Here is a 13,290-nt window from a genome sequence, read left to right on the forward strand (position 1 = left end):
CGGGCACCACACGCCCCAGCCGTACCGTCGCCGCCCCCGCCGGGCCGCGGACCAGCGCCCCGCCGGGAACCCGGAGGTGCCATCCGCCCTCCGGCGGGGCAGGTTCTGGGCATGGCTGACAGCGTGCGGGAGATCGAGCGCAAGTACGAGGCCGCCGACGGGACTACGGGACTGCCCCCGCTGGACGGCATCAGAGGCGTGGCCGCAGTCACCCGGCACGGCACCGCCACCCTCGACGCCACCTACTACGACACCGCCGATCTGAGCCTGGTCGCCCAGGGCGTCACCCTGCGCCGCCGCACCGGCGGCGGGGACGCCGGCTGGCACCTCAAACTGCCCCTCGGCCCCGACACCCGTGAGGAGGTGCGGCTGCCGCTCGGCGAGGGCACCGCCGTCCCCGGCGAGCTCACCGCCCTGGTCCGGGCCCGCACCAGGGGACAGGAACTCCACCCGGTGGTGCGCCTGGTCAGCGTCCGCGAGGTCTGCACACTGGACGACGCGGACGGCCGCACCCTCGCCGAGGTCTCCCACGACCAGGTCGAGGCCCATCGACTGGGCCCCGCCGCCCCCGCCGAGGCGGCGGTACTGGAGTGGTCCGAGGTGGAGGTGGAACTCGCCGCGGGCTCCGTCGAACTGCTGGACACGGTGGAGCAGCAGCTGGCCGCCGCAGGACTGCGGCGCAGCGGATCGTCCTCCAAGCTGGCCCGCGCCCTCGGCACCCCCTCCAGCGGGGCGCGCCGCGAGCGCCCGCCGCTCGCGGCCGGCGGGCCCACCGCGGGCGACGCCGTGCTCGCCCACCTCGCCGAGCACATCGGCCGCCTGGTCGCACTGGACGCCGCCGTCCGCCGCGACCAGCCGGACTCGGTGCACCAGATGCGGATCTCGGCCCGCCGGCTCCGCAGCGCACTCAAGTCCTTCCGCGCCGTGCTGGACCGCCGTGCCACCGATTCGGTCGCCGACGAGCTGAAGTGGCTGGGCACCCAACTGGCCGCCGACCGGGACCGCGAGGTCCTCACCGAGCGGCTGCACAGCCGGGTCGCCGCGCTGCCCGCGGCGCTGGTGGTCGGCCCGGTCGCCGCCAGGCTGCGGACCTGGTCGGTGCGGAGCGCCGCCCGTACCCGGGAGGAGCTGGTCAGCGCCCTGGACACGCCCCGCTACCTGGCGCTGCTCAACAGCCTGGACGTCCTGCTGGCCGACCCGCCGCTGCAGCCGGCCGCCGCCCGCCCCGCCGCCCAGGTGCTGCCCGCCGCGGTGCTGCGCGACTGGCGGCGGCTGGCCGACCGGATCGAACCTGCCATGGCGGCGGCGCCGGGCCAGGACCGCGACCTGCGGCTGCACGAGGCCCGCAAGGCGGCCAAGCGGGCCCGCTACACGGCCGAGGCCGTGGAGCCGGTGCTCGGCAGGCCCGCCCGCAGGTTCCGCCGGGAGATGAAGGCGGTGCAGGGCCTGCTGGGCGAGCACCAGGACAGCGTGGTCGCCCGGACCACCCTGCGGCAGCTGGCCGCCGACGCCGACGCGGCCGGAGAGCCCTCCTTCACCTACGGCCTGCTGCACCAGGCCGAACACGGCCTGGCGACCGCGGCGGAACGCCGGGTGCCCGGGGTGTGGCACCGCGCCGCCCGGCCGAAGCTCCGCCGCCGGCTCTCCGGCTGAGCGGCGGCCGGCCGGCCCTGGGCGGCGTGGCGGGTCTGGGCGGCGTGGCGGGTCTGCGGACCGCGTTACCCTTGGGGGTCACCCTGCCCACATCACGAAAGACCTGTGCCTGCATGACTGTCGAGTCGGTCTTCCCGCGCCTGGAGGCCCTCCTCCCGCACGTCCAGAAGCCGATCCAGTACGTCGGCGGCGAGCTCAACTCGACCGTCAAGGACTGGGATTCCTGTGACGTGCACTGGGCTCTGATGTACCCGGACGCCTATGAGGTCGGGCTGCCCAACCAGGGCGTCATGATTCTCTACGAGGTCCTCAACGAGCGCGAGAGCGTGCTGGCCGAGCGCACCTACAGTGTCTGGCCGGACCTCGAGGCGCTGATGCGCGAGCACGGAGTGCCGCAGTTCACGGTGGACGCCCACCGGCCGGTGAAGGCGTTCGACGTCTTCGGGCTGAGCTTCTCCACCGAGCTCGGCTACACCAACATGCTCACCGCCCTGGACCTCGCGGGCATTCCGCTGGAGGCCAAGGACCGCACCGTCGACGATCCGATCGTGGTGGCGGGCGGCCATGCCGCCTTCAATCCCGAGCCGATCGCGGACTTCCTGGACTGCGCGGTGGTCGGCGACGGCGAGCAGGCCGTGCTGGACATCACGGAGATCGTCCGCGCCTGGAAGGCCGAGGGCCGCCCCGGCGGCCGGGACGAGCTGCTGCTGCGGCTGGCCCGCACCGGAGGCGTGTACGTCCCGCGCTTCTACGACGTGGAGTACCTGCCGGACGGCCGGATCGGCCGCGTCGTCCCCAACACCCCGGGTGTGCCGTGGCGGGTCTCCAAGCACACCGTGATGGACCTCGACGAGTGGCCCTACCCCAAGCAGCCGCTGGTCCCGCTGGCGGAGACGGTGCACGAGCGGATGTCCGTGGAGATCTTCCGCGGCTGCACCCGGGGCTGCCGCTTCTGCCAGGCCGGCATGATCACGCGCCCCGTGCGGGAGCGAAGCATCACCGGCATCGGCGAGATGGTGGAGAAGGGCCTCAAGGCGACCGGCTTCGAGGAGGTCGGCCTGCTGTCGCTCTCCTCCGCCGACCACACCGAGATCGCCGACATCGCCAAGGGACTGGCCGACCGCTACGAGGACGACAAGGTCGGCCTCTCGCTGCCGTCCACCCGGGTGGATGCCTTCAACATCGACCTGGCCAACGAGCTCACCCGCAACGGCCGCCGCTCCGGTCTCACCTTCGCCCCCGAGGGCGGCAGCGAGCGCATCCGCAAGGTGATCAACAAGATGGTGTCGGAGGAGGACCTCATCCGCACCGTCGCCGCCGCCTACGGCAACGGCTGGCGCCAGGTGAAGCTGTACTTCATGTGCGGGCTGCCCACCGAGACCGACGAGGACGTCCTCCAGATCGCCGAGATGGCCAAGCGCGTCATCGCCAAGGGCCGCGAGGTCACCGGGCAGAACGACATCCGCTGCACCGTCTCCATCGGCGGCTTCGTCCCCAAGCCGCACACCCCCTTCCAGTGGGCGCCGCAGCTGGGATCCGAGGAGACCGACGCCCGGCTGGCCAAGCTGCGCGACGCCATCCGCACCGACCGCAAGTACGGCAAGAACATCGGTTTCCGCTACCACGACGGCAAGCCCGGCATCATCGAGGGCCTGCTCTCCCGCGGCGACCGCCGGATCGGCAAGGTCATCCGGGCCGTGTACGAGGACGGCGGCCGCTTCGACGGCTGGCGTGAGCACTTCTCCTACGACCGCTGGATGGACTGCGCGGACAAGGCCCTCGCCGCCTTCGGCGTGGACGTCGACTGGTACACCACCCGCGAGCGGACCTACGAGGAGGTCCTGCCCTGGGACCACCTGGACTCGGGCCTGGACAAGGACTGGCTCTGGGAGGACTGGCAGGACGCCCTGGAGGAGGTCGAGGTGGACGACTGCCGCTGGACGCCGTGCTTCGACTGCGGGGTGTGTCCTCAGATGGACACGGCCATACAAATCGGCCCCACCGGCAAGAAGCTGCTCCCGCTCACGGTCAAGAAGTAGCCGTGACGAGCGGCGATGCCATCCAGCGGATGGCTGAGGCGCTTGCCGACGTACCCGAGGCGGATCGCGCCGAAGCCCTGCGAGGGCTCGGCGCGAAGGAGCGCGAGCAGGCTCCCCGCTCTGAGCGGCGCACGCCGCTTCCCGCCCCTCGGCAGGACTCGGGCATCGTCTTGGCGGTCGAGTGGGTGTAGACGAAGAGAGGCGTTCGGACGATCTAGTCCGGGCGCCTCTCGGCGTTCCCGGGGGCCGGTTTATGCGACAACGCGCATAGTCGCGTTTCCGCATAGACGGCGCGTCCGCCCCGCTCGTACGGTCGTGGTGACCGGCCCGCAGAGGTCTGAAACTGCTGTGCGCCTGACTCAGGCGCTCTCTCCCAGGTGTCGGGACAGCGTGGCTCGGGAGACGCCGAGGGCCTTGGCGATGGAGCTGACGCTCTCGCCCTTTGCCTTCCTGGCGCGGGCCACGGTGAGTACGTCCTCGTCAACCACAGACGGCCGGCCGCCGGTACGGCCCTGCGCCTTGGCCGCTTCCAGTCCGGCTCGCGTGCGGTCCCTGATGAGCGACCGCTCGAACTCCGTCATGGCCGCGATGATCTGGAAGAACAGGCGTCCGTCGGCCGACGTGGTGTCGACAGAGGAGAGTGCACCGTGGAGCACGCGAAAACCTATGCCGCGCTCGCGCACGGTGTCCGCGCCCGGAAGGAGCGGGAGAGTCTTCCCACCTGGAGCCCGGGCCGGCTGTCAAGCCGGAACACCTCCGGGCCTGGCTGGCTGGCTGAGCCGCCCGGAGATGTCTGGCCGTCCCTCATCACAGTCTTGCGGCGAAGTCGTCGCCCTTGATGACCAGGCGTTCACGGACGTCGCGCGGGATCTTGAGCCGCAGGTGTACAGACGGGGCGCGCACGCCCTCCACCTTCGTGCGGGTCACCTCGCACGTGACGCCCACGCGGCGCAGGTCCTCGGCCATGGCTTCCATGCCGCCCGCTTCCCACGTCTCCCGGAAGGTCTTGCCGTTGTGGACGAGGACCCACCGGTCCTGTGTGGTCTGGGTCGATGGCGCTCAGCTCTTCCGTGAGCTGGTCGAGCGTCTTCTCGGCGCGCTCGCGGGTGAACCGCGTCTTCGAGAAGCGGCCTTCTGGTTCGAGCTCCGCCATGTAGTAGGAGATGGCGTCTTCGAGTCGCTTCACTTCGGCGCGCGCTTCGGCTCCCTTCGCGTACTCCCGGACCTGGACGGGGAAGTCGCCGAGGACGCGCAGCACGTCGCCCACGAGGACGTCGTACACGTCCTGCGGGTTGGGTGCGCCGAGCCCGCCGCCCTTGCACTTGCCGCAGCGCAGGTAGGTGTAGCTCCGGCCGTTGCTCATGTTCTTCTGCACGGTCATGTTGGTGGAGCAGTCGACGCAGATGAGTACGCCGAGGAACTGCGTCGCTCCGCCCGCCTGTCGGGTGGGCTGGTTCTTGCCCCGGCGATCGAGTGCCGCTTGCAGGGTCTCGAACTCCTCCTCGGTGAGGACCGGGGGGCCGACCCGTATCGGCTTGCCGTCGTTGCCGAGGACGAGCCTGCTCCGTCGCTTCCCGCCCTGCTTGTTCTCCTCGACTCGGTAACCCATGAGCGCGGGGTTGCGAAGGCGCCGGAGGAGAGTCGACGTGGTGAGCCCCGGCGACATAAGCCCGGAGCGGACGAGACAGAGGGCCATGCGTCGGGCGGAGACGCCCCGGAGCGCCATGCGCCGGGCCCAGCGCAGCGCCTTATGTGCGTTCGGCTCGATGGCGAGCGCCGGTTTGCCATCCACCTTCGTCGTGACGTAGCCGTACGTCGGTTTGCCCACGAGCCATGAGTCCTGCGTGCGCGCGTAGTCCCACAGTGACGTGACGCGGGTCGACGTGTTCGCCGCCTCGATCTCGGCGATGCCGCCGATGAGCGTGACCATGATCCGGCCCACAGTCGTGCCGAGGTCGATCGCGTCGTTCTTCGATACGAGGTTCTTCCCGTACCGCTCGCACCACTCGATCATCGTGGACAAGTCCGTCATGCGACGGATGAAACGGTCGAGTTTCCAGAAGAGCAGAGCATCGAACTCTGGGGCCCGGTTGTTGAGCCACTCGCCAAGCTCCTTCCGCTTCCACGGCGGAACCTTCGTCGCCGACACGTTGAGATCGGAGGCGACGCCGACAACGCGGTACCCCCTCTCTCTGGCCAGGAGACGCAGGTCGAGTTCCTGTCGCACCGGCGAGGTGGTGTCTTCCGTAAGTACGGACAGGCGGACGGAGAGGAGCGCGCGCGGTGCGTCCTCGGGGAGTAGATCCTCCGCTCGCTTCAGGTCCTCCAGGAGGGCCAGGTCCGAGGCGGTCCACTCGCTCTCGATGTTGTACGTCTTCATGGTCGCGGAGCGTATAGGTTAGATGTGGGGCTGTCTTCCTATAGCCTCAGATGGACACCCAGATCCAGATCGGCCCCACCGGCAAGAAGCTGCTGCCGCTGACGGTCGTCAACACGTAGGCGCGTCGACGAAGCCGGCCCTGTCCCGGAACAGGGCCGGCAGTCCCGCGGCGGTCGTCACGCGGACCGTTCCACAGGCTCCTTCGGCCTCCGCTCTGTCCCCGGCTGCGGTCGCGCCCGGAGTGGACTAGGCCGCCACCGTCGAGCCGCACGGGCCGGCGACCGCGGCCGGTCGGCGGGGGAGCCGGCCGGACGCGTACCCTTGGCCATGTAAGGGCTCGGTCCCAGCGGCCGGCCGCGGCCACTCATGAGGGACTGAACGACACTGGCACGCCGTATGCCCGAAGGCCCGCCGCCCGCTCCCGCGGTGCAGCGCATCCGGCTGCGCTACACCAAGCGCGGCCGCCTCCGGTTCACCAGCCACCGTGACTTCCAGCGGGCCTTCGAGCGGGCGCTGCGGCGTTCCTCGGTACCCATGGCCTACTCGGCGGGCTTCACCCCCCACCCCAAGGTCTCGTACGCCAACGCCGCCCCCACCGGCGTCGCCAGCGAGGCCGAGTATCTGGAGATCGCCCTCACCGCGGCCAGGGATCCGGAGCAGTTGAGGGCCCAGCTGGACGAATCGCTCCCGGCGGGGCTGGACGTGATCGACGCGGTCGAGGTGCACACCCCGAACTTCGCCGAGCAGTTGCAGGCCTCGGTGTGGCAGATCCGGTTGGACGGCGTCGCACCCGGGACGGCCGCAGCGGCCGTCGAGGCCTTCCTCGCCGCGGAGGCGGTGGAGGTGGAGCGACTCACCAAGAACGGCGTCCGCACCTTTGACGCACGCGGCGCGGTGGCCTCCCTGGAGGTGTCCGCTGAGGAGCCCGGCGCGGAGCCCGACGGCGGTGCCGATGTTCGGGCAGGCCGGGCCTGTGCGATACTGCGCCTGGTAGTGCGGCACGCCACACCCGCCGTACGACCTGACGACGTCCTGTCCGGTCTTCGTGCGACGGCCGACCTCGCGCCGCCGGTCCCCGCAGAGGTGACCAGGCTGGCGCAGGGGCCGCTCGACGGGGAGTCCGGCACGGTGACCGACCCGCTGGCGCCTGACCGCGCCGCAGCCTCGGCCGTCCCACCTGCGACCGCCGGGCCGCGAGCCGCCGCGACGGCCTAGCGTCGGCCCCGCCGCTCAGCCGAGTGCGCGAGCGTCGTCAAAACGAGGGACCAGCCCTCCGGCCCCGTCAACCGGGGCGGGAGGGGCCCGCTCCGCACCCGTGTGACGGGTGCGGAGACCCTCCTCCCGCCGCGGCCCAGGCCGACGGGACACGAGGAGAGGTCCCGGCCCCAGGGAGCCACCCGGGGTTGGGGACCGTGCACTTTGAGAAGACTGGTCAGACCAGAAGACTTTCGGCCGCCCGCCTCGGCGGGCGCCGAGTGAGACAACGAGCCCCCGTGCGGCCCCGCGCCTGCATGGCGGCACCGTGAGCCGGCAGGCAACCCACCTCCCGGCACCGGTGCCCTGCCGTGCCCGGTCGCGGAGCCCGGGGGCCTGACGGGAGATACGCCCGCATGCTCGAGATCAACGAGCCGCAGAATGCGGCGCCGGACGGCCCTGCCGACGGCACCGTGAACGAGAACGCGCACGAGGAGGGTGCGGCGGCCGCGCCGCCGCGCCGCCGTCGCCGTGCGGCGTCACGCCCGGCCGGCCCGCCGCAGGGTGCCGAGGCGGCACCCACGGCCGAGCAGCCTGCCGCCGAGGCGCCTGTTGTGGAGGCTCCGGTGGAGCCGGAGAAGCCCAAGCGGGTGCGGCGTACGCGTAAGAAGGCCGAGGTTGCGCCGGAGCCGGTCGCTGCCGAGCCGGTTGTGGAGGTGGCCCCGGCCGCCGAGCAGCCTGCCGCCGAGGCGCCTGTTGTGGAGGCTCCGGTGGAGCCGGAGAAGCCCAAGCGGGTGCGGCGTACGCGTAAGAAGGCCGAGGTTGCGCCGGAGCCGGTCGCTGCCGAGCCGGTTGTGGAGGTGGCCCCGGCCGCCGAGCAGCCTGCCGCCGAGGCGCCCGCCGCGGAGGAGCCGGTCGAGCCCGAGGCCGAGGAGCCGGCCGAGGAGGCCGTCGTCGAGCCCGAGCCGGAGCCTGCGCACCGGACCCGCCGCCGGGTGGTGCGCCCGGTGACCGCGGTCTTCCAGGCCCCGGTCTTCCAGGAGCCCGCCGCCGCCCCGGTGGTCGCGCCGTCGCGCGACCGGGATCTCGACAGGGATCTCGACCGGGACCACGACGAGGACGAGGCGGTCGCCGTCGAGGCCGACCAGGCAGGCCGTCGTCGCCGTCGCCGCCGGGCCTCCGTGCCGGCCGGACCCGCCGTCTCCGAGGAGGTCGTGGCCGAGCCGCAGGCCGAGCCGGTCGAGGACGAGTCCGCCGTCGAGGAGGAGGAGCCCCGCGAGGCCGAGCACGGCGAGGACGACGGCCGTCCGTCGCGCCGTCGCCGCCGTGGTGGCCGCAGGCGTCGTCGCGGGGACGCGGACGACCGTGCCGACGAGGACCACGAGGAAGAGTCCGAGGAGCCGGTCGGCGAGGCCGACGAGGAGGAGGACGAGCTGGCCGCCGGCCTGGCGTCCTCCCGCCGTCGCCGCCGTCGCCGCCGCCGCAGCGGTGACACCGGTCCCGAGCTGGACGCTGCGGGCACCGACGACCCGGAGCGCACCGTGGTCAAGGTGCGTGAGCCGCGCAAGAAGGCCGCCCATGAGCCGGCTTTCGACCCGGACGAGGTGCAGTCCATCAAGGGCTCCACCCGTCTGGAGGCCAAGAAGCAGCGCCGCCGTGAGGGCCGTGAGCTGGGCCGCCGCCGGGTGCCGATCATCACCGAGGCCGAGTTCCTGGCCCGCCGTGAGTCGGTCGAGCGGGTGATGGTGGTCCGGCAGAGCGGCCAGCGCACCCAGATCGGCGTCCTTGAGGACGGTGTGCTGGTCGAGCACTACGTCAACAAGGAGCAGGCCACCTCCTACGTCGGCAACGTCTACCTGGGCAAGGTCCAGAACGTGCTGCCGTCGATGGAGGCCGCCTTCGTCGACATCGGCAAGGGCCGCAACGCGGTGCTCTACGCGGGCGAGGTGAACTTCGAGGCGCTGGGCCACGGCGGTCCGCGGCGTATCGAGTCGGTGCTCAAGTCCGGCCAGTCGGTGCTTGTGCAGGTCACCAAGGACCCCATCGGCCACAAGGGTGCCCGGCTGACCAGCCAGGTCTCGCTGCCCGGCCGCTACCTGGTGTACGTGCCCGAGGGCTCAATGACCGGGATCAGCCGCAAGCTGCCCGACACCGAGCGCACCCGGCTGAAGCAGATCCTCAAGAAGATCGTCCCGGACGACGCGGGCGTGATCGTGCGCACCGCCGCCGAGGGCGCCAGCGAGGAGGAGCTGACCCGGGACGTCCTGCGGCTCCAGTCGCAGTGGGAGGACATCCAGAAGAAGGTCTCCGGCGGCAATGCGCCGACGCTGCTCTACGGCGAGCCGGACATGACCGTCCGGGTGGTCCGGGACATCTTCAACGAGGACTTCAAGAAGGTCATCGTCCAGGGCGACGAGGCGTGGGGCACCGTCCACGAGTACGTCAACCAGGTCGCGCCCGACCTCGGCGACCGTCTTCAGCGGTGGACCTCGGACGTGGACGTCTTCGCCACGTACCGGATCGACGAGCAGTTGATGAAGGCGCTGGACCGCAAGGTGTGGCTGCCGAGCGGTGGTTCGCTGGTCATCGACCGCACCGAGGCGATGGTCGTGGTCGACGTCAACACCGGCAAGTTCACCGGTCAGGGCGGCAACCTCGAGGAGACCGTCACCAGGAACAACCTGGAGGCGGCCGAGGAGATCGTCCGCCAGCTGCGGCTGCGCGACCTCGGCGGCATCATCGTGATCGACTTCATCGACATGGTGCTGGAGTCCAACCGCGACCTGGTGCTGCGGCGTCTGCTGGAGTGCCTGGGGCGCGACCGCACCAAGCACCAGGTGGCCGAGGTCACCTCGCTGGGCCTGGTGCAGATGACCCGCAAGCGGGTCGGCCAGGGTCTGCTGGAGTCCTTCTCCGAGCAGTGCGTGCACTGCAACGGCCGCGGTGTGATCGTCCACATGGACCAGCCGTCGGTCTCCGGCGGTGCCGTCTCCGGTGGCGCGAGCAAGCGTCGTCGCCGGGGCAAGGGCGGGGCGGCGGCCGGTGAGCCGCACATCCACGAGCACGACCACGAGATCGAGACCGAGATCGAGCCGGAGGAGCCTGCCGAGGCACCGGAGCCCGCGGTCGTGGAGCCTGCGGCGGTGGAGCCCGCGGCGGCTGCGGCCGAGCAGCCGGCGCCCGAGGCCGAGCCGGAGCCGCAGGTGGCTGCGGTGAGCCTGGTGGAGCTTCCCGCCACTCCCGCCCCGGGTGGGCGTACCCGTCGTCGTGCGGTCCGCAAGGCCACCGCGCCGGCCGGTCCGCCGGTGGAGGCGGAGGCCGCGGTGCTGGTGCTGCCGGCCCGTGCGGCGGAGGACGGCGAGGCGGCGGCCGAGCAGGCCGCGGCCCCGGTGGCCGAGCCGGTCGCCGAGCCGCTGGCGGCGGTCCCGGACGGGGCCGTGGAGACCGGTGCGGCCGAGGTCGAGCCGGAGGCGCCGCGCAAGCGGGCGGCCCGCAAGACGGTCGCGAAGAAGACCACCACGGCCAAGAAGACGGCCGCGGCGAAGAAGACCACCACCCGCAAGACCGCCACCAAGCGGTCCACGGCGGTCAAGAAGACGGCCGCGTCGCCGGAGGGCGAGCCCTCCGCTCCGGTCGCCGAGTAGTCGGCCAGGTGCACCGTCCGGGCCCCCGCCACTCCGGTGGCGGGGGCCCGGTTTGCCCAGGGGACCGCAGGTCCGTATTCTTGACCCTCGGCGTGTCTGCGCCATGCTCCCGAGCAAATCCACCCCCCGGGTCTCCTGGGGGAGGCCTCCTGTGTACTCGCCAGGCAGGCTGGCATCGGGAGTTCCGACCGAGTAGAGGAAAGCAGGTTCCGCGTGTACGCGATCGTTCGCGCCGGCGGCCGCCAGCACAAGGTCGCCGTCGGCGACGTGCTGGAGATCGACCGCGTTGATGTCAAGCCCGGTGACTCGGTCGAGCTCTCGACCATCCTGGTCGTGGACGGCGAGACCGTCACCAGCGACCCCTGGGTCCTGGCCGGCGTCAAGGTCCACGCCGAGGTTGTCGACCACACCAAGGGCGACAAGATCACCATCCTGAAGTACAAGAACAAGACCGGTTACCGCAAGCGGATGGGTCACCGCCAGAAGCACACCGCGGTCCGCATCACCGGCATCGACACCGCGAAGTAAGGGGCAGGGAGACATGGCACACAAGAAGGGCGCTAGCTCTACCCGTAACGGTCGCGACTCGAACGCCCAGCGCCTCGGCGTGAAGCGTTTCGGCGGCCAGGTCGTCAACGCCGGCGAGATCATCGTCCGCCAGCGCGGCACCCACTTCCACCCGGGTGCCAACGTCGGCCGCGGCAGCGACGACACGCTGTTCGCGCTGACCGCCGGTGCCGTCGAGTTCGGCACCCGCCGCGGTCGCCGCGTGGTCAACATCGTCGCCGGCGAGTGACCACAGCCTGACGCAGCATCATGAAGGGTGGACCGGAATGTCCGGTCCACCCTTCGTGTTTTCCCCTGTGACGTTTTTTCCATCCCTGGAGGCACACCCATGACCACCTTCGTGGACCGCGTCGAGCTGCATGTCGCCGCGGGTAACGGAGGCCACGGCTGCGCCTCCGTTCACCGGGAGAAGTTCAAGCCGCTCGGCGGCCCCGACGGCGGCAACGGCGGCCGTGGCGGTGATGTGACGCTGCTGGTGGACAGCAATGTCACCACGCTGCTCGACTACCACCACTCCCCGCACCGCAAGGCCACCAACGGCAAGCCCGGCGCGGGCGGCAACCGCTTCGGCGCCGACGGCCAGGACCTGGTGCTGCCGGTGCCCGACGGCACCGTGGTGCTGGACGCCGACGGCGAGGTGCTGGCCGACCTGGTCGGCCATGGCACCGCCTTCGTGGTCGCGGCTGGCGGCCGCGGCGGGCTCGGCAACGCAGCCCTTGCCTCCGCCCGCCGCAAGGCGCCCGGCTTCGCCCTGCTCGGTGAGCCCGGCGACGCCCGTGACATGGTGCTGGAGCTCAAGACCGTCGCCGATGTGGCGCTGGTGGGCTACCCCAGCGCCGGCAAGTCCTCGCTGATCTCGGTGCTCTCCGCGGCCAAGCCCAAGATCGCCGACTACCCGTTCACCACCCTGGTCCCCAACCTGGGTGTGGTCACCGCCGGGGACGTCGTCTACACCGTCGCCGATGTGCCGGGCCTGATCCCCGGCGCCAGTGAGGGCCGCGGCCTGGGCCTGGAGTTCCTGCGCCATGTGGAGCGCTGCTCCGCCCTGGTGCATGTGCTGGACTGCGCCACCCTGGAGCCCGGCCGCGACCCGCTCTCCGACCTGGAGACCATCGAGGCCGAGCTCGCCGCGTACGGCGGCCTCGAGGACCGGCCCCGGCTGGTCGCCCTCAACAAGACCGATGTGCCGGACGGCCAGGAGCTCGCCGACATCGTCCGTGCCGACCTGGAGGCCCGCGGCCACCGGGTCTTCGAGGTCTCCGCCGCCTCCCACAAGGGCCTGCGCGAACTCTCCTTCGCCATGGCCGGGATCGTCTCCGACGCCCGTGCCGCCAAGCCGGTCCAGGAGGCCACCAGGATCGTGCTGCGGCCCAAGGCGGTGGACGACACCGGCTTCACCGTCACCGTCGAGGACGGCTTCTTCAGGGTCCGCGGTGCCAAGCCCGAGCGCTGGGTGCGGCAGACCGACTTCGCCAACGACGAGGCCGTGGGCTACCTCGCCGACCGGCTGGCCCGCCTCGGTGTCGAGGAGCAGCTGTGGAAGGCCGGCGCCAAGGAGGGCGCCGAGGTCGTCATCGGACCGGACGAGAACGCCGTGGTCTTCGACTGGGAGCCCACCATGGCCAGTGGGGCCGAGATGCTCGGCCGCCGCGGCGAGGACCACCGCTTCCAGACCCAGCGGCCCGCCGTGGACCGCCGCCGTGAGCGCGACCGGGGCCGTGACGACGCCGACGCCGAGTACGCGGCCTTCGACCCGCTCTCCTCCGGCCGTGCGGACGACGAGGACGACCAGTACGACGAGGGCGACGAGTAA

9 protein-coding genes and 1 pseudogene are annotated in these 13,290 nt (G+C 71.6%); 8 read left to right on the forward strand and 2 right to left on the reverse strand.

The genetic code is table 11. The annotated features are described in order from the left end of the window. The first annotated feature begins 111 nt into the window (after positions 1-111). From AB0761_RS25355 to AB0761_RS25365, 3 genes are all read left to right on the forward strand, one after another. Positions 112-1,653 (forward strand): CHAD domain-containing protein, encoded by a 1,542-nt coding sequence (locus tag AB0761_RS25355; RefSeq protein WP_377271456.1) that lies wholly within the window; start codon positions 112-114, stop codon positions 1,651-1,653. A gap of 113 nt (positions 1,654-1,766) precedes the next feature. After that, positions 1,767-3,692, forward strand: coding sequence for a TIGR03960 family B12-binding radical SAM protein (locus tag AB0761_RS25360; protein WP_377271457.1), 1,926 nt, complete (start codon positions 1,767-1,769; stop codon positions 3,690-3,692). Between the two features lie 2 nt (positions 3,693-3,694). After that, positions 3,695-3,883, forward strand: coding sequence for a hypothetical protein (locus AB0761_RS25365; RefSeq protein WP_377271458.1), 189 nt, complete (start codon positions 3,695-3,697; stop codon positions 3,881-3,883). A 168-nt stretch (positions 3,884-4,051) separates the two neighbouring features. Here the strand turns inward: AB0761_RS25365 and AB0761_RS25370 are convergent, their stop codons facing one another. After that, entirely contained in the window at positions 4,052-4,375 is a 324-nt protein-coding gene (locus tag AB0761_RS25370; RefSeq protein WP_377271459.1) for a recombinase family protein, read from the reverse strand. 124 nt (positions 4,376-4,499) lie between these two features. Then, positions 4,500-6,072 (reverse strand): annotated as a pseudogene (locus tag AB0761_RS25375) (recombinase family protein). A 426-nt stretch (positions 6,073-6,498) separates the two neighbouring features. Between AB0761_RS25375 and AB0761_RS25380 the strand changes: the two are divergent. From AB0761_RS25380 to obgE, 5 genes are all read left to right on the forward strand, one after another. Next, complete coding sequence (locus AB0761_RS25380) at positions 6,499-7,287, forward strand: TIGR03936 family radical SAM-associated protein (RefSeq protein ID WP_377274317.1); 789 nt, start codon at positions 6,499-6,501, stop codon at positions 7,285-7,287. A gap of 395 nt (positions 7,288-7,682) precedes the next feature. Continuing rightward, the gene (locus AB0761_RS25385) at positions 7,683-10,910 is read left to right on the forward strand and encodes an Rne/Rng family ribonuclease (protein ID WP_377271460.1); all 3,228 of its coding nucleotides are present in this window, start codon (positions 7,683-7,685) and stop codon (positions 10,908-10,910) included. A 213-nt stretch (positions 10,911-11,123) separates the two neighbouring features. Continuing rightward, positions 11,124-11,438, forward strand: coding sequence for a 50S ribosomal protein L21 (gene rplU / locus AB0761_RS25390; protein WP_377271461.1), 315 nt, complete (start codon positions 11,124-11,126; stop codon positions 11,436-11,438). A gap of 13 nt (positions 11,439-11,451) precedes the next feature. Beyond that, complete coding sequence (rpmA, locus tag AB0761_RS25395) at positions 11,452-11,706, forward strand: 50S ribosomal protein L27 (RefSeq protein WP_377271462.1); 255 nt, start codon at positions 11,452-11,454, stop codon at positions 11,704-11,706. Between the two features lie 99 nt (positions 11,707-11,805). Continuing rightward, on the forward strand, positions 11,806-13,290 hold the full coding sequence (obgE, locus tag AB0761_RS25400) for a GTPase ObgE (protein WP_377271463.1): 1,485 nt from the start codon (positions 11,806-11,808) through the stop codon (positions 13,288-13,290).

Source organism: Peterkaempfera podocarpi, from assembly GCF_042466665.1.
Lineage (GTDB): Bacteria > Actinomycetota > Actinomycetes > Streptomycetales > Streptomycetaceae > Peterkaempfera > Peterkaempfera podocarpi.